Origin of the sequence: Chitinophaga chungangae (assembly GCF_017742215.1) — a bacterium.
Classification (GTDB): domain Bacteria; phylum Bacteroidota; class Bacteroidia; order Chitinophagales; family Chitinophagaceae; genus Chitinophaga; species Chitinophaga chungangae.
Map to the genome: position 1 here is coordinate 1,057,473 of NZ_JAGHKP010000002.1, position 18,220 is coordinate 1,075,692.

The 18,220-nt window shown below is 46.0% G+C and carries 12 protein-coding genes and 1 tRNA gene; 5 read left to right on the forward strand and 8 right to left on the reverse strand.

What is annotated here, in order from left to right:
• Positions 1-122 precede the first annotated feature (122 nt).
• The gene (locus tag J7I43_RS12605) at positions 123-1,715 is read right to left on the reverse strand and encodes a DUF6377 domain-containing protein (protein WP_209146033.1); all 1,593 of its coding nucleotides are present in this window, start codon (positions 1,713-1,715) and stop codon (positions 123-125) included.
• A 138-nt stretch (positions 1,716-1,853) separates the two neighbouring features.
• On the opposite strand from J7I43_RS12605, the gene J7I43_RS12610 reads away from it, so the two are divergent.
• The 4 genes from J7I43_RS12610 (at position 1,854) to J7I43_RS12625 (ending at position 9,836) form a co-directional block, all read left to right on the forward strand.
• A tRNA-Asn gene (locus J7I43_RS12610) sits at positions 1,854-1,927 on the forward strand.
• 425 nt (positions 1,928-2,352) lie between these two features.
• Complete coding sequence (locus J7I43_RS12615; protein ID WP_317197073.1) at positions 2,353-5,121, forward strand: SNF2-related protein; 2,769 nt, start codon at positions 2,353-2,355, stop codon at positions 5,119-5,121.
• A gap of 91 nt (positions 5,122-5,212) precedes the next feature.
• Positions 5,213-7,144, forward strand: coding sequence for a site-specific DNA-methyltransferase (locus J7I43_RS12620; RefSeq protein WP_209146035.1), 1,932 nt, complete (start codon positions 5,213-5,215; stop codon positions 7,142-7,144).
• The gene (locus J7I43_RS12625) at positions 7,137-9,836 is read left to right on the forward strand and encodes a DEAD/DEAH box helicase (protein WP_236023390.1); all 2,700 of its coding nucleotides are present in this window, start codon (positions 7,137-7,139) and stop codon (positions 9,834-9,836) included. Before J7I43_RS12620 ends, J7I43_RS12625 begins: the two co-directional genes overlap by 8 nt.
• 165 nt (positions 9,837-10,001) lie before the next feature.
• Here the strand turns inward: J7I43_RS12625 and J7I43_RS12630 are convergent, their stop codons facing one another.
• Genes J7I43_RS12630 through J7I43_RS12640 form a run of 3 tightly spaced genes read right to left on the reverse strand, consistent with a single transcriptional unit; the run spans position 10,002 to position 11,529 of the window.
• Positions 10,002-10,988, reverse strand: a complete 987-nt coding sequence (locus tag J7I43_RS12630; RefSeq protein WP_209146037.1) for a type II toxin-antitoxin system HipA family toxin — start codon at positions 10,986-10,988, stop codon at positions 10,002-10,004.
• A gap of 2 nt (positions 10,989-10,990) precedes the next feature.
• Positions 10,991-11,314, reverse strand: a complete 324-nt coding sequence (locus J7I43_RS12635; protein WP_209146038.1) for a HipA N-terminal domain-containing protein — start codon at positions 11,312-11,314, stop codon at positions 10,991-10,993.
• Entirely contained in the window at positions 11,311-11,529 is a 219-nt protein-coding gene (locus J7I43_RS12640; protein ID WP_209146039.1) for a helix-turn-helix domain-containing protein, read from the reverse strand. Before J7I43_RS12640 ends, J7I43_RS12635 begins: the two co-directional genes overlap by 4 nt.
• A 254-nt stretch (positions 11,530-11,783) precedes the next feature.
• On the opposite strand from J7I43_RS12640, the gene J7I43_RS12645 reads away from it, so the two are divergent.
• Positions 11,784-12,347 carry a nucleotidyl transferase AbiEii/AbiGii toxin family protein gene (locus tag J7I43_RS12645; protein ID WP_209146040.1) on the forward strand — a complete coding sequence of 188 codons (564 nt, stop codon included), beginning with the start codon at positions 11,784-11,786 and terminating at the stop codon, positions 12,345-12,347.
• Positions 12,348-12,725: 378 nt separating this feature from the next.
• Here the strand turns inward: J7I43_RS12645 and J7I43_RS12650 are convergent, their stop codons facing one another.
• The 4 genes from J7I43_RS12650 to J7I43_RS12665 are packed head-to-tail and all read right to left on the reverse strand — an operon-like array spanning position 12,726 to position 18,117.
• Positions 12,726-13,280 (reverse strand): HD domain-containing protein, encoded by a 555-nt coding sequence (locus J7I43_RS12650; RefSeq protein WP_209146041.1) that lies wholly within the window; start codon positions 13,278-13,280, stop codon positions 12,726-12,728.
• Positions 13,273-15,402 (reverse strand): DNA ligase D, encoded by a 2,130-nt coding sequence (ligD, locus tag J7I43_RS12655; RefSeq protein ID WP_209146042.1) that lies wholly within the window; start codon positions 15,400-15,402, stop codon positions 13,273-13,275. Before ligD ends, J7I43_RS12650 begins: the two co-directional genes overlap by 8 nt.
• A 1-nt stretch (position 15,403) precedes the next feature.
• Entirely contained in the window at positions 15,404-16,567 is a 1,164-nt protein-coding gene (locus J7I43_RS12660) for a zinc-dependent alcohol dehydrogenase (RefSeq protein WP_209146043.1), read from the reverse strand.
• A gap of 5 nt (positions 16,568-16,572) precedes the next feature.
• Positions 16,573-18,117 (reverse strand): FAD-dependent oxidoreductase, encoded by a 1,545-nt coding sequence (locus J7I43_RS12665; protein ID WP_209146044.1) that lies wholly within the window; start codon positions 18,115-18,117, stop codon positions 16,573-16,575.
• Between the last annotated feature and the right edge of the window lie 103 nt (positions 18,118-18,220).

Consider the following 18,220-nt stretch of genomic DNA (forward strand, 5'->3'; position numbering starts at 1 on the left):
GGCGGCAAATTAGTATGGTCGGATTATAGAAATTAAAGGGCGATTTGGATAAGTTGACCAAATTAAGGGGTTGGTATATAGAAGGTTATGATTACATATAAATAATCGTAATATTGCTCGGTTTATATCTTAATTTCCATGATCCGGTCTTCAAATTCCTCGTTTGGGAGGATGGATTTGTTGCGGATGCGGGTTTTGTAGGCGTAAATGGTGTTCACGGAATATTCGAGGATGCGGGCGATCTTTTCGTTTTCGGAGATGCCGATACGGATCAGGGCGTAGATGCGGAGGTCGGTATTGAGGAGCTCGTTTTCTTTGAGGTGGATGCGGTCTTCTTCTTTAAAAAAGGAGTTGAACTCGGAGACGAAATTGGGGAAGATGCGGAGGAAGATGCGGTCGAAGTTGTGGAAAAGCTCTTCGCGTTCCTGTTTGATATTAATATTATTGACGATGTAGCGGATCTCGGCGTATTTGTGGTCGGTAAGACGGCTGTCCACCTGGTTCTTCAGTTTTTCTATCTTTTCGATGAAGGACGTGGCGATATGGAAGCAGTAACCGATGTATTCTTCCTTTATCTTATTGGATTCCAGCAGTTTGTCGTTGATTTCCTGTTGGCGCTGGTGGGCTTTGGTGATGATGTTCTGGGCGGTTTTGAGTTTGCGGAACTGTTTGAAGATGATAAACGACAGAACGATAGACGCCAGCAGCAGGAAGATGGCGATGCCGAGGTAGACGAACAGCCGGTTTTTCTGGCTTTCGACGGTATTGAACCTTTCGCCTTCGATAATGGGGAGAATGGCGCTGACCTGCACTTTGCGCTGGCGGGCGCCGTAGAAGGTGGCGTCTTCCACCGCCCGTTCGATATATTTGGAGGCATTTTTCACGTCGCCCGTCTGGAACAGGATGGAGGCGAGGTTAAAAGCCGCGGTAGTTTCCTTGATGGAGCCCTTTGTATCGGCCATGGCTGATTCCGCGAGCAGCCCGATGGCTTTGTCGTATTCCTTCCGGGAGACGTAAATGGAGCCCAGGTTGGCCTTGATCATGGCTTGCTGGTGGAAGGTAAGGTTGAGGGCGAGGCATCGGTTGAGGTAATATTGGGCGGAATCCATCTGCCCCATTTTAAAGAATTTGTAGCCGAGACAGCTGAGGCGTTCGAAGTGATTGTCCGGGTACATGGCCGCCGCCGAATCCGTAAAACGCTGGGCTTCGCGGAGGTATTGGGGGGAATAGTGGCGGTCGTTCACATAATCGGCGAGGTCGTAATAATACCGCCGTACGAGCACGAAATACTCCGCCTTCATGGAATCCCGCAGGTGGCGGACGCTGAGGGTATCCAGCACGGCGGCAGTTTCGCGGAACATGCCGGAGGAGAGCAGGATAAAGCCGAGTTTGATATTGGCGTAAGCGATCCGGCCTGGGTCGTTCATTTTTTCGGCGATGGCGCCGAGGGTGAGGGCGTAAGAGAAGGCGGAATCGTAGTTAAAGGCCTTATAGGCTTCGTAGAGTTTGAGGCAGGCGTTGTATTTTTGTTCCGGGAGGCGGGCGTTGTGGAAGTTGATTTTGAGGGCGTTCAGCTGGGCATATTTTTGCGCATCGAATTCGCGGGTTTTTTCGATCGTGAGGTTGAGCTGATGCAGCAGGCTGTCTTTACCGGGCAGGGCAAAAACCCTGGGGTTTATGAAGATCAGCAGCAGGGTGAACGGGATCCACTTCATATTAATTCTGGCTGCTATAAAGATATCAGAAATAGGGGTGTTTAGAAAAAAAGTTGAAATAGATTTTGCAGAAATAAAATTTTGTCTATTTTTGCAATCCCAATTTGCGATTGAGATTCAATAACGAAGCGGGAAAATTCCTCCTTAGCTCAGTTGGTTAGAGCATCTGACTGTTAATCAGAGGGTCGCTGGTTCAAGTCCAGCAGGGGGAGCAGAAAGTTATCAAAACCGAATGAAGGATCGCGAGAGCGGTCCTTTTGTTTTTTTGGGAAATGTCAACAATGGAATAATGCCCTTAAATACTACTCCTTAACGTATCCGCTAATAATTGCCAGTAGAAATTTCGTTCTTTAGTATAAGAATGTTGTAGGCAAGGTTCTCCAATCCTTTCCAAATCAGCGAATGTTTCATTGCGGATTTTTTTATCTACAAAGCAATAAAAAATCTGAAATACAGTAAATTAGCTCTAATTTTTTGCTAGTAGAATGACATTAAGAAATAGAGAAAAACGATGCCCCTTACTTTATATCACGCCAAATACTTTTCATATGATCTAACGAGGCAACTCCCGTCGTCGGACCTGGGGAAGTTTGCGGCATCTCTCCAGAATGCTCAGGTAGACCTGAATCCTCATCAGGTGGATGCTGCACTATTTGCTTTTCAGTCACCTTTATCTCAGGGAGCTATATTAGCAGATGAAGTCGGGCTAGGTAAAACTATAGAAGCAGGAATTATATTATCCCAGCAATGGGCTGAAAAGAAACGAAAACTGTTAATCATTACTCCTGCTAATTTAAGGAAGCAATGGAGCCAGGAGCTGGCAGATAAGTTTTATCTGCCATCCGTTATCATTGAAACAAAATCTTTCAATGAAGAAATAAAAAACGGCAATCTCAATCCGTTTGTGCAGGCTGACAATATTGTCATTTGCTCCTATCAATTTGCGAAATCAAAGTCCGAATATATTGAACAAACTAAATGGGACTTAATTATTGTAGACGAAGCGCATCGCCTGCGAAATGTGTACAAACCGTCCAGCAAAACAGCCAATGCAATTAAGAACAGTATTCGCAGGTATAAAAAGGTATTGCTGACGGCTACACCGCTCCAGAACTCCATCCTGGAGCTATATGGATTGGTTAGTATTATTGATGATTATGTCTTTGGTGACTTAAAGAGTTTTAAAGCACAATATTCCAGGTTAATTGACGAGGGAAACTATCAGGAATTAAGGAGCCGTATCCAACCAGTTTGCCACAGAACGTTAAGGCGGCAGGTACTGGAATATATTAACTATACCGAACGCATCGCTATATGCCAGGAATTTATACCTACGGATGAAGAATATCAATTATATCGATTTGTTTCGGATTATCTCCAAAGAGATAAACTGTATGCTTTGCCCAATAGCCAAAGACAGTTAATGACCTTAATCTTGAGGAAATTATTGGCTTCTTCTTCGTATGCTATTTACGGTACGTTAGATGCATTAGTAAAGAAACTGGAAGGCATTCTTGACAAGCAAGAGACGGATAATTTATTGCTTAAATTAGATGCTGACTACGAAACAGCAGATGAGTTAGAGGATGAGTGGCAGGATGAAGACGTGTTAATTAATGACGAACCTTATTCCGACGATGATATTGAACAGATAAGAGCAGAATTAATAGACTTAAGGCAATTTCGTTCGCTTGCCTATACTATTCAGAAGAATTCAAAAGCTGAGCAGTTGTTAGTTGCTTTAGAAAGGGGATTTTCTGAGCTGCAGCGATTGGGCGCCAATAAAAAGGCATTGATATTTACCGAAAGCAGGAGAACGCAGGATTTTTTGTATCGGATGCTTGAAGTAAATGGTTATAAAGATGAGCTGGTTCTGTTCAATGGCGTAAATAATGACCGCGAATCGGGAAAAATTTATAAGAAATGGTTGGCTGAAAATAAGAAGACCGATAGGGTGACAGGTTCTCCGACTGCGGATAAACGAGCTTCTTTAGTCGAGTATTTCAAGAATAACGCGACTATAATGATTGCTACTGAGGCTGCTGCAGAGGGCATCAATCTACAGTTCTGTTCATTGATTGTCAACTTTGATCTTCCCTGGAATCCTCAGAGAATTGAGCAACGCATTGGTCGTTGTCACCGTTATGGACAGAAACATGATGTAGTTGTTATTAACTTTTTAAATAGGAAAAACGCTGCTGATGTAAGAGTTTATCAGCTTTTAGATGAAAAATTTCAGTTATTTAATGGTGTTTTTGGTGCGAGCGATGAGGTTTTGGGTGTAATAGGGAATGGCGTAGATTTTGAAAAAAGAATTGCCGCTATTTATCAGGATTGCCGCACACCGGAAGAGATACAGAAAGCTTTTGATAAATTGCAGGATGAATTGAAACCTCAGATTTCGGAGCGTATCCATGAAGTAAGGACAACTTTAATGGAAAATTTTGACGAAGAGGTAAGAGAGAAACTAAAGAGTAATTTGTTGGAAGCCAAAAGGCATCTGACAGGATTTGAAGATAAGCTTTGGAAAGTTACGCAGTTCTACCTGAGTGACTGCGCTGAGTTTTCCTCCGATTATACATTTAAGCTTACCAGTAACCCCTTTCCCGGGGAAAAAATCCATGAAGGGCCTTATATGATTCTAAAATCATCGGACGAGCAGCGAAAATCCGATATTCCAGTGCCTGATGATACCAATATTTACCGGATAGGTCATAAATTGGCTCAAAGAATATTGTCTGAATGTAAGTCTTTAGAGAGCCCGGTTAAAGAAATTATATTTGACTATAAAAATACACCTACGAAGGTCGCATTGTTGGAGCAACTTGTTGGCCAATCTGGCTGGATGCAAGTACATTTTTTTTCAATTCAATCTTTTGAGCCGGAGGATTATTTGTTATTGGTATGTATGACTGATAGCGGTAGGTTTATTGATCATGAGACCGCGCACCGGTTTTTTTCTTTGCATGCAGAGGAAAAAGGTATATGTGAGCTTACTGATAACTTGAAATTGACGCTGCAAGAGGAGGCTTATAAGATAAGACAGGGGATTGTCAATGATAATGCCGCCAGGAGCCGGGATTTTTTTGACACAGAAATGGATAAGCTGGATCAGTGGGCGGACGATATGAAAATTAGCCTGGAGAAAGAAATCAGGGATTTGGACGCAGAGATAAAACTGAAAAAGGCGGAAGCAAAAAAGGCCCTAAATCTGGAGCTGAAAATCGGGTTACAGCGAGAGGTGAAAGAATTAGAAAAGAAACGTAACGGGAAGCGCCAAACTCTTTTTGTAGCACAAGATGAAATAGACGCAAAAAAGGACAACCTGCTTTCGGAAATCGAAGCCAGGTTAAATCAAAAACTTGAACAAGAAGAGCTGTTTACTATTAGATGGGTTATTGTATAAGCATACGTCAAGCGATGCTTGAGCGCATTTATTGGTAGGCTATGACCCTGCTGGATGAAAAGAACTTATTATCTATAAGTGAAAAAAATTAATGGCAAAGAAACGACTACAAAAATTAGAACTAACGTGGATTGGTAAGGGCGAGGAGCTAAAGCTCGAGCCCCGTATTCTAGTAGAGAGTCCGGAATATTCTTATGGAGATCCGGATACCGGAAATATGCTTATTCAAGGTGACAACTTATTGGCATTAAAAGCACTGGAACAGGAGTACGCCGGGAAGGTAAAGTGCATCTATATAGATCCTCCTTTCAATACTGGCGCCGCCTTTGAAAATTATGATGATGGAATAGAGCATTCGATTTGGTTGGACTTAATGTATCGAAGATTACGTGTGTTATATTCTCTTCTTCACAACGAGGGCTCAATATTTGTTCATCTAGATGACAATGAAGCAGATTATTGCAAGGTAATTTTAGATGCTATTTTTGGCAGAAATAACTTTATAAGCAGAATCACCGTGGATGCCCGCTCCCCTTCTGCCTTTAGTACGGTAAATCCTGGTGTTTTCAAATCGTCTGAGTATATGCTTTGGTATGCAAAAAACAAGTCTGCTTGGGAGAGTAGGAGTATGAGAATTGCATCTACAAGAGATATGGCCTATAATAGGTTTATTGTAAATAGGGACGAAGACGAATCGAAATGGATTTTTATTCCTTTAAAGCAGGCTTTTCTGGAATGTGTAAATAAGGATAAGCTTGGTGAGATAGAGAGCTTTCTGGCAAGTATTTATAGCAAATGCCAAGGTTTAACAAAAAAACAGATCGAGTTGTGGATTAAAGAAAATATTACGTTTCATTTAGGGTTTAATTTGAAGCTCGTTTCAAACTATCTTCACAATAAGCTTGCTATGGAGAATTATTCAATCTTTAAACAAGCTGTTTACATGTATATTTTAGAGAAATGTTCTTATAACTATACCGAGGTGGATTTTGACGACTTTGTTTTTAAGAATTCTCACAGTGTGTTTAGAGAGACTGAAATATCTGATGATGGGGCTGGGCAGGAGATAGTTCGTTTGAAATATACGTCGCTTGAAGCGCCATCAAAAATATTTAAGTTAATTAGAGGTAACGAACTTGCTCCTGTTTACATATCGAATGGAAAACAAATATCTTTTTATAGCAAGAATGTTGAGGAAATAGACGGAAAACTTTCTTCAACTAAATTATTAACAAATATTTGGACTGATATTTCTTGGGAAGGAATAGCCAAAGAGGGAGGTGTGAAATTTAAAAAAGGAAAGAAGCCTGAAAGGTTATTGAAGCGTTGTTTAGAATTAGCGACAAATGAAGGTGATTTGGTTCTTGATTCCTTTTTAGGTTCAGGAACTACCGCAGCGGTCGCTCATAAAATGCGTAGAAAATATATAGGTATTGAATTAGGCGAGCAAGCTGTGACCCATAGTTTCTCTAGATTAAAATCAGTTGTCGACAATGATCAAACCGGTATAAGCAAAGCCGTCAACTGGAAAGGCGGCGGCGGCTTCAAATTCTATACCTTAGCCCCAAGTTTATTGAAGCTAGATAAATTCGACAACTGGATTATCAGCGAAGAATATAATGCCGATATGCTGGCGGCTGCCATGGCTAAGCAGGAGGGCTTTGTTTATCGACCAAGCGAAACACAGTACTGGAAACAAGGCCAGAGTAGCGAACAAGATTTTATTTTTACGACAACGCAATTTTTTACATTGGAGGCATTGGATCGTATCCATGAAACCATGCAGACTGGAGAAAGCCTTTTGATTTGTTGTAAGGCATTTCAACAAGAATGCATATCAAAATATTCCAATATTACCATAAAGAAAATCCCCCAACTTTTACTAAACCGATGCGAATTTGGTAAGGACGATTACAGTTTGAACATTGTCAATCTGCCTACTGAGAAGAAAAACAGTATTTCAACCAATGACAAAAGTAGTAAACAAATAAAACCCAAAACCTTGTTTGAAGAAGATGAATAAACAAATATTAGATAATATTAAACAACGTTTATCCCTGCGTCAGCCTTTGCAAAACGCATTGGACATTATGGCTGATATTGCTGATAAATTGAAGCTGTCGAAAGCAGCCGTCAAAGAAGCTGAATATGAGCATTATCTTAAAGAGTGTCAGGAACGCATTCTTAAAAATTATCCAGCCTGCACAGATTTTCAAAGAGCGTTTCCATCCATTACATTTTCAATTGCTACTGGCGTAGGGAAAACCCGGTTGATGGGTGCCTGTATTACCTACCTATACCTGGAAAGGGGAATCAGGAATTTCTTTGTTCTGGCGCCCAACCTTACTATTTATGATAAGTTGATTAAGGATTTTGGTGATCCGTCGCATGCTAAGTATGTGTTCAGTGGGATTGCTGAATTTGTACATAACCGTCCCGTTATCATCACAGGTGATAATTATTCGCAACAAGGAAGCCTGTATGCGGAGAGCGAGATTCGCATCAATATTTTCAATATTTCTAAATTCAACTCCGACAATAGAGGGACCAGAAAAGAAGGCGTATCGCTTGCTCCCAAAATCAAAAGACTTTCTGAATACCTGGGTGAATCCTATTGGAATTACCTTTCCGGCCAGGATGATCTGGTAATCCTAATGGACGAGGCGCATCGTTACCATGCTGATGCATCCAAGAGTGCGATTAACGAACTGAGCCCCGTAATGGGAATTGAACTGACGGCAACTCCCTTTGATGAAAAGAACATGCCTTTTAAGAATATTGTGTATGAATACAATCTGGCGCAGGCATTGGCGGATGGTCAGTATGTAAAAAATCCCGCTATTGCTAAGCGGAAGAACTTTCAGAAAGGCAATCTCACAGAGAAGGAGGTGGAACTAATCAAATTAGAAGATGCAGTTTCCATTCATCAGGATACCAAAACCGAACTGGAGCTCTACTCCAGGTCTAATAATGTAAAGTTGGTCAAGCCATTTATACTTGTTATCTGTAAGGATATCAATCATGCAAAGGAAACCTTTGACTTTATTAACTCGGAGGAATTTTATAAGGGAGAGTTTATTGGCAAGGTATTACAGATAGATAGCTCTACCAGAAAAGAAGAAGAAATTGATCGCCAGTTTGTTTCTTTGGAAGACCCTGATAACGAAATCGAAATTGTAATCCATGTTAATATGCTTAAAGAAGGGTGGGATGTTACCAATCTATACACGATTGTCCCGCTTCGGGCGGCAAATGCAGGTGTATTGATTGAGCAAACTATAGGCAGAGGGTTACGTTTGCCGTATGACGGCAAAAGAACTGGAGTAGATAAAGTTGATAAGCTAACCATTATTGCTCATGATAATTTTGATTCCGTTATTGCCGAAGCCCAAAATCCGAATTCGATACTCAATAAAGTATCTTTTGTAGAATTGGAGGATGCTGATCTGAATGTCAAAACTAAGGTAATCACGTCGCCTTCGGTAATAGATCAGCAACTGCAAACTGAGCAGGAAAAGATAGCGGCGATCGTTAACGTTAAAGAGAAGGAAAAGGCTCAGAATAATCTGGATGCGAAAAAGGCAATCGTCAATGTGTTGCCCTCTTTCAATAAATCCTCATTGGTAAAGAACGCCAGCGACTTAACAAAGCCTGAAGTAAAGGACGAAGTCATCCGTAGAATCACAGAAGATTTGAATAAGGGGCAAAGCAACTTATTTACACCTCAGATTGTAGAAGCAATTAAATTGGAATATGAAGACGTTGTAGCGGCATTTCAGCAACATATCATAGAGATTCCTCGCATGGACTTGGTTCAGGGAGAGATCAAAGCTTGGTTTGATGATTTTGATCTGGATAGCTCCGGTTTTGATTTCAAGGCGTTGGATGAACAAATAATTCGAATGGGGTTGAAAGACAGAGTGGTGGAAACCTTGGGGGTATATTCTAGTGGATCTTACGGAGATCCTCTTGATCTTATAGTAAGTGAATTGCTCAACTACCCGGAGATTGACTATGACGACAACGCCGACTTATTGTACAAATTAGCCACACAAGCTAACGAAGCATTAGCCAGTACGCTGGATGGGGAAAGGGAGATAAGCAAGACGGTATTTCAATTTAAGAAAGCTATCGCAGCTCGGATACACGACCAGATGCAAACACATTTTAGATTGACAAAACCTGATTATATAGCGCCTACCGTCTTGCCGTTCACCAGAATTGAACCGCATAGTTTTTCCGCTTTGGCAGATAACGGATATAGGGATTACAGAGATGTTGTAACACCAATATCATTCATACCTAAGCTGGTTTTTAATGGTTTTGAAAAGTCGTGTCATTTTGAATATAAGTTCGACTCGAAAACTGAACAAGATTTAGCGTTCGTTCTGGAGAATGATAAGGAAGTGCTGAAGTGGCTGCGTCCGGCGCCGAACCAGTTTCGGATTTATTGGAATAATAATTCTAGCCGCTATGAACCAGATTTCATAGTAGAAATTGCAGATACCATATTTATGGTAGAGCCAAAATCTAGCGCAAATATTCAGGACGTTGATGTACTGGAGAAAAAAGAGGCGGCTGTTCAGTATTGCAAATTTGCGACCGAGCATAATGTGAAAAATGGTGGTAAGCAATGGAGATATTTGTTGATTCCCCACAATGAAATTTCAAGAACTGTTTCTTTCAGTTATTTGACTGTCAAATTCGGTGAGTAGGAAAAAAATAGCACTAATTATTTTGGCATATTTACGGTAGTGTTTAGATAACTGTGTAAAGGTTAGGATGGTAGGAATGGGAGTTCAGGGATATTGTATCTGTAACATTACATTCTCCACCCATTCAAATTTCTATTGCCGAATTTGCAATCATCGATTAGTCTTTCACGTCTTTTCCAGTTGCCGCAGTCGACCTTGATACGATTGCCAGTAATTGCGTTTAGTGGTTTCATCCAGATAGGACGCCAACGTTAATTCCTGCACCTTATCTGTTTCGGAAAGCATAATTTGCCTGATTGCATCGAAGGAGGCCCGGGAAATGCCTGCCTGATCGGCCAATACGGAGAACTGCTGCATAATTTTCCCCTGCGCTAAATTTCCGGGTAACAGGCCATCATCTAAGGCGAAATCCTTGTCCTTAATATGAATCCGGCTGTTAAGCAAGTCATACGCCGGACTCAGACGGTAATCACCCATTGGTGTTTCGAGAAGAGAAAAATTCTTGAAATGTGCATCACCATTTGAAAAGAGATAGTTGAACATGAGCAGCTTCAGTAATTTCGGCGCTTCCACGGGATAAGCCGGGACGTGTACTTGCATGAGCAGGAATAGCTGCAAATAGTTGCCGAGATATTTATAGTGTTCTCCGTGTGATTGGGGCGTACGCCCGGCTAGTGATGCAAAATCTTCCTGCGCGAGTTTTCTATCATTTTCATCGACATCAAAACGTTTGGTGATGTACGCGGGTGCTCCATTCCGGAAGAAGATCAGCGCATTCTCCGCCGTTTCAATATGATATACTTGTCGCGCGATCTGCATGGTAAGGTGTTCATTTGCGGGCATCTGGTCCGGTCGCCGGCCGGCTGCCGGAATTGGTTTCAGGATGTAACTTCCTCGTTCGCCCTCGTTAATCAATCGAAGTTTGTTCTTCTCGAGCAGAACGGAGAATTTTTCTTGTACACCGGAGATAGATATGCGTTTTCTGTTCTCATCAAAGAGTTCATCCATTGCCGGATTAGTCGCGGGAGAATCATAGGGAAGAAGATGACTGACCTTGCGGCCCTTGAAGACCCTGACGAGTGCCGTTCGACTATAGGTATGGTAGCCAGCGGCCAGCGTACCGGGACAATGTTGGATATCTGGTAAAGGCATGGTTAATCGATTTTAGACACGGTAACCGCGCCGATGGTATCTGTTTGGGCAATCGTCAGCAGTAACCCGAAATAGTCGGTCTTGTCCAAGTGGTTAAGTTGGCAAACGACCTGTTTGTTTGATCCTTCCGGCAGCATGTTGTAGAAGAACGGGAATAGGTGATTAGAATGGTATGGGGAGGCGGTCTTCGGCAATGTAAGGCTGATCGCCGGCTTGCTACTGTCTTCTACCCACGATGCGTTATACTGGAATGTGAACGTACCGTCATCATGTTGTGTTAAGACGCCGGCTTCTTGCCCTTTGAAAAGAATGTTAGCTGCTCTCATGCGTTAATCCCCCTGTTTTTAATGATGACCGTTACCTCAAGGCCCAGTGCGTCACCGAGCTTTTGGAGCGTTTGCAAGGTAGGATTGCCCTTGCCGCTTTCAAATTGTTTCAAGGTTCTCAATGCTACGCCGGAAAGTTGAGCGAGCGTCTCCTGCGTCACATTTAGAGATTCCCTTCTGGCTTTCACGATGTTGAAAATTTCTTTGGAGTGCATTATAGTACCTATTTCATAGTAAAATTAAGCATTCTGGATTAAAATTCAATATAAAGTGCAGTGAAAAGCACTTTTTAATTAAAATATGTATGAAGCACGGGCAAATACAATAAAAAGGGCAGTATAGTGCCCTTTTTGAATAATTCATCTTTCCATTCGTCCTTAAAGCCACCCAATGCTGCAAATATTCCCTTTCCATCGAAACAGGGGCATAAATGCGTGAATTTTCTTGGAAAGCCATTCATTTCGGGTGTTTGGAAAAGAAAAAATCCATAAAATTCACCATAGAATCGGCATTCCTCAAATCCGAAACGTTTTGGAAAGAATTGGTGTTGGACGGCATTATTCTCCAGGCTGGCGTACAGGCGTCCCCGGGAATTAAGATCAAACTGGAAGTTGACCGACGGCCCCCACTCGGCTTCAAAACAGAAGAGAAATTGTTATTGAGACCGTTTTCGTTTTATGTAAAGTGTTTTACGCTGCCATGCCTTTTTGCAGAAAAAATGCATGTGCTGCTGTTCCGGAACTGGAAACAGCGGGTGAAGGGCCGCGATTGGTATGATCTTGAGTGGTATATTAAAAAAGGCATACCCCTCAACCTGCATCACTTTCTTCTCCGTGCGCAGGATACGGGCGATTGGCCTGCAGGCGAAATTACTGGAGAACAAGTCTTGCAATTATTAAAAGAAAAGATAGCCGCCGTTTCGTTTGACGCGATCCGGGAAGACATCGTCAGGTTTATTCCCGACGAAAACGTACTCGACATCTGGAGCCCGCAATATTTTAACGCCCTTGCCGACAAAATCAAATTCACCTGAACAGCACACCCACACCCAACCAGGCGGACTATGGTCTCACCCACCTCGTTGCGGATCCCGGAAAGAAAAAACAAACAATCGACAGGAGATTGGCGGGATAAACAGTCCACGGCGAAAGATATTTCGAAACAACCGGCGCACAGTTGCTGTAATGCAAGATCCGGCAGTTCGATCTGCACCTGCTGATGCTCACCTTCGCCCAGTCCTATGGTATAACGCCGCCCGGGCGCATACACGGCATAATAAGTAAAAGGCTCCAATGTTCTTTTCTGGCCGCGGGCATTTTCACTTTCCCCTCAATACCTTTCTTCGTTGCACCTAGATCCATAGCTAAGGGGTAAATGCTCTCCCGGTAAGTTAATTAGTTTGCTACGCAAATCAAAGATCCCCCATCTCCAGTCCTTCCTCCACCAAAGCCGCCGCCCTGGCCCGCAAGTCCTCATTCCCCTTATCACAGGTTTTCAGCACCGCCCGGTATTCCTTCAGAAAAACTTTCGCAAAATCCGGGTCATGCTCCACCACGTCTTTCGCATTGTCGAGAATGTCCGCGTATTTGATGGTTTGCGATTGGGGTGAAGTGGAAGCCAGCCGCATCAGCTCCCGTGTTTTCCTGGCGCGGCGGTTCAGGCGCGGATAGGCGGCTTTCGTGAAAACGTCCGTCAGTTCTGTTACATAACGCAGCACAAGGTTAGCAGTATCATGATCCATGACCGATTCGAGGAAATCAAGCAATTCACGCGAAGAAACAGGCGTATCCTCCACCACATCGTGCAGCAACGCGGCGGCAAGCATCGCCATATCGCTGGAATATTCGCGAACGGTTTCCATCACCCGGATGGGATGCACGATATACCGCTCCGGCGAATATTTCCGCGTCTGGTTGCCGTGCGCTTTGTCCGCAAAGTCGCGAACCGCCTGTAATATCTTATCCATTCTTCGACCTGTATTTTGAAATGACAGCCTGCAAAGCGATTCCCTTCCCCAGCACCGGTTTAAAAATATCCCCGAGGCTTTCGGCGCGTTCGGCGGCATTGAAAATGTTGAAATCCTTCATCCGCAAACCTTTCTTCACTTCATTCCACTCCAAAGGCATCGACACCGTGGCGCCCGGTTTTGGCCGGAGGGCATAAGGCGCGGCCAGCGTCGCATGCGGACGGTTCTGTAAAAAATCCAAATACATCTTCCCGCCACGGTCCCGCACCGCCCGCTCGATGCTCGTAAACCGCGGTATCTCCCGGTGCACCAGCGTTACGATGATGCGCGCAAACTCTTTCGATTGTTCGTAAGTGTATTTTGCGCCAAGCGGAATGTAAATATGCAGCCCGGTGGAACCGCTCGTTTTGCAATAACACGGCACTCCCATATCGTCCAGCACGGATTTGGTCACCAGCGCGGCTTCCACTACCTGGTCGAACGACTGCTTCGCAGGGTCGAGGTCGATGATGCACCAGGTAGGATGTTCCGGTTTTTTGATGGTGCTGCTCCAGGGGTTCAGCTCGATGCAGCCCAGGCCGGCCATATACAACAGGCTGGCCTCGTCCGTGGCGAGCATGAAGTTTTTTTTCTCCCCCTCGCTCGTTTCATACGGGTATTGCTCGATCCAGGCAGGAACTTTGCCCGTTACGTCTTTCTGGTAAAAACTTTCGCCGGTAATGCCGTTCGGGTGGCGGTTGAGCGACTGCGGCCGGTTTTTTAAATAAGGCAGAATAAACGGCGCAATGCGGTAATAATAATTGATCAGATCTCTTTTGGTGATCTTTTCCTTCGGCCAGTAAATTTTGCTGAGGTTCGTGAATTTCAGTTCTTCGCCGTTCACTTTCCGCACCTGCGTTTCGTCGGTCGGGTTCAGTAATGTTTTGCGGGAACTTTCCCCGCGAGGCGTAATGCCCGCCAGCGGTGAAACGATCTTCGAAACAGGAATTTCTTTTTCCAATCCCACCGCCTGCGCTTTTTTATCTTCCCGCAACCCTTCGAAAGACGGATGCCGCATCACCCCGTCAGATGTCATTTCCGCGAAGCTAACTTCCGCCACTATCGAGGGTTTCAGCCAAAATGCCTGCGCCTTCGGCGGATTGGGCCTGAAACGTGACGGTTTATTCACGTCCGGCTCTGTTGTGAACGGGCTCTTTTTTACCAGCAACGGCTTAAATTGCTGGAGCATGTCTTTTTGCTGCTGCTGGTTGAAGCCCGTGCCCACTTTGCCGGTATATTCCAGCTTGCCTTTGTTGTACACGCCCACCAGCAACGCGCTGAATGGTTTGGAAGAATCTTCATTTTTGGTATACCCGCCGATCACCACTTCCTGCCTTTTCTGCGATTTGATCTTCAGCCATTCTTTCGTCCGTTCTCCGCTGTGGTAAAGGCTATCGGCCTTTTTAGCGAGAATGCCTTCCAGCCCCATTTCCCGCGCCGCGTTCAGCATTTCTTCGCCGGAAGTTTCAAAATCATGACTGAGCCGGATGAGCCCGGTTTTCGGTATAAGTTTCTTCAACTGCTCGCGCCTCGCAGTCAGCGGCAGACCGGTAAGGTCTTTGCCTTGGTACCACAACAGGTCGAACACAAAATATTGCAGCTCGCCGTCCGCTTCGCTGCGCCATTGCTGCAACGCGGAAAAGTTCGCCGTGCCCTGCTCGTTCACCACCACTACTTCACCATCCACCACGGCATTAATTCCCCACTTTTCGAGCGCGGCGTAAACAGGATAAAATTTTTCGTTGAAGGATTTATTGTTGCGGGAACGAAGCTCCGTCATGCCTTTTTTCATGAAAGCGATGGCGCGGTAACCGTCCCACTTGATCTCGTACAGCCAGCCTTCGCGGTCGAACGGCTGGTCAACCAGCGTGGCGAGCATCGGCAGGATTTCCGACGGTAACGGTTTTGCCGGCGCTTTTTTCACCGCGACGGTCATTCCGCCGGAAGGTGGTTTTGCTGCAGCCGCTGTTTTCCCGGCAGGTTTTTTCGCCGCTGCCGCAATCTTCATCGCTGCTTTTTTCGCTGCGGGTTTGTCCTGCGCCTTTATCGCCTTTCCCTTTTTTATCGTCCGGGTTACTGCCATATTACGCTCCGGGTTTTAATATTACTTTAACGCAGTCGTCTTCTTTTTTGTTGAAGATCTCATACGCATGCGCCGCCTGGCTGAGCGGCAGGGTATGACTGATAATATCGTCCAGCTTCACTTTCCCGGTGACCACCAGCTCGATCAAATGATCGATATACTTATGCACCGGCGCCTGCCCCTGGCGGATCGTAATGCCTTTGTCGAACATGCGGTGAACGGGGAAATTGTCGTACGGACTGGCGTACACGCCCACAACAGTGACCGTACCGGCGCGGCGCACCGCCCTGAAACACATTTCCAGCACTTTCATGGAACCTTTCTCAAAATTCACCACGGCTTTCAGTTTGTCCATTACATCGCGCTCCGGTTCGTAACCCACCGCATCCACGCACACGTCCGCCCCGCGGCCTTCCGTGATGCTGCGGATGTATTCCACCGGGTCCGTTTCATGCGGGTTCACCGTTTCCACGTTATTCACCAGCCGCGCGCGTTCCAGGCGGTAATTGAGCGGATCGATGGCGATCACCCGGCTGGCGCCCTGCAGCCACGCTGCTTTCTGCGCCATCAGGCCCACCGGGCCGGAACCGAATATCGCCACCACTTCGCCGCCTTTCATCTGCGCCCAGTCGATGGCACTCCAGCCGGTGGGGAAAATATCGGTGAGGAACAATGCCTGTTCGTCCGTCAGCGTATCCGGCACGCGCCGCGGGCCGAAATCCGCGTAAGGCACACGCACGTAATCCGCCTGGCCGCCGGAATAACCGCCGTACAGATCGGTATACCCGAAAAGACCGCCGCCTTTTTCTTTCAGCAGGTCGCCGTCCGGGCCGTACATTTCGGGGTTGGAATGCTCGCAGTTCGTGCTGGAGCCGTGTGTGCAGAAAAAACAATGCCCACAGGCAACGGGAAAAGGCACTACCACGCGATCGCCCACTTTCAGGTTCGAAACGCCGCGGCCCGTTTCCATCACGGTGCCCATAAACTCATGCCCCATGATCATATCTTTCGCCTGCGGCACGGAACCGTGGAGGATATGCAGGTCTGAACCGCAAATGGCTGTAGACGAGACTTTCAGGATCACGTCGCTCATGTCTTCGATCTTCGGGTCGTCCACGGTGTCTACCTGGATCTTTCCCGGATGGTGAAATACTGCTGCTTTCATATCTTTTATTTTTTTGAATGTTCCAGGGCTTTTTCCATAGGGGCAGCTTCAAGGCTCATGGAAGCCGGGCCCGTCAGCACATTACCGTCCGGATCATAACGCGCGCCGTGGCAAGGGCAATCCCACGACAGCTCGGCGTTGTTCCACTTCACTTCGCACTGCAGATGCGTGCAAACGGGGGATACGGCGTGAATGCCGCCTTTGCCGTCTTTGTGTATCGCGATCTTTTCGTCTTCATACGACACCACTTTCCCTTCGCCCGGCGCCATATCGGCCAGCTGCTTCAGGTCTTCATGCGGCAGCAGTTTACTGACGAACTGTTTCACCACATCGGCATTATGGCTGATAAAACTTTTGAAGCCAGCCACAGGTTTGATGCGGTTGGGGTCGAACAATGTCTCGTATTGCGCGGCGCCTTTCGCAACCAGGTCGCGCAGCAGGATGGCAGCCACGTTGCTGTAGGTCATGCCGTTCCCGCCAAAGCCCGTCGCTACGTAAATGTGCTCCTGCTGCCCGGGAAGGTGCCCGATGTAAGGCAGCCCGTCCGCCGGTTCAAAGTACTGCGACGACCATTTATAGCTGATCTCTTTGACGTTGAAATATTTGCGGATGTGGCTTTCGAGCTGCGTGAAATGCGCGGCGGCATTGGCCGTTTCGCCGGTTTTATGGTCTTTCCCGCCCGCGATCAGGTATGGCTGCCCGTTTACCATCTGCGTGCGGTAATAATGATAAGGGTCTTCCATATCGTAACTCAGGTCTTCGGGGTATGCTTCATCGCTGAGGGTTACGGCCATGGCGTAACTGCGGTAAGGCACACAGCGGAGATGCAGCAGGTTTACGCCCGGCGGAATGTGTGTGGCGTAAATAAGGTCTTTCGCCACAAAGCGCCCCTGGCTGGTTTCAACGGTCACGCCATCGGCGTTATTCTCCACGCCGGTCACCCGCGTTTGCTGTAAAATGGCGCCGCCGAGCGATTCGAATGCGCGCGCCAGCGCAAACACATATTTTACCGGGTGGAATTTCGCCTGGCCTTTTACGCGCATGGCGGTAGTAAAAGGAATGGGCAGCGGAATGTTGTTTGCGGCAAATGCCTCCACGCCGGCGTCAACGGTTGCGTCTAACAGCTGTTGCAATGTCTTGTCCTGATCGCCGTTCTGGGCAAACAAATACGCATCTGCTTCGGAAAATCCACAGTCGATATTGAGCCGCGATACATTGCTGCGGATCAGCTGTAGCGCGTCCTGCGCCGCTTGTGCGGTGGCTTTGGCATTGTCTTTCCCGAAATTTTTCGCAATGGTTGCATACGGCGTGTCCAGTAAAGTATTGATATGCGCCGTGGTGCCGCCGGTAGTGCCGAAGCACAGCTCCCGCGCTTCCAGCACCAGGCAGCGTTTGCCGCGCTCCGCCATCAGCAGGGCCGTGCTGATGCCCGTAATGCCGCCGCCCGCCACGATCACGTCGAAATCTTTTGTATCGGTGATGGGCGCAGGCTTGTAGGCGGTTTCCCCGTTTTGCCAAAGACTGGTGCAATGGCCGTCGCGCTGGATCATGACAATCGGTTTTGGTTCATTACCTGTCTTCCAAAGCATATGCCCAAACCGTTTGATCACAAACAACTGTGAGCGTGGAAGCGGTTTTTCGCGGAATGAGTTC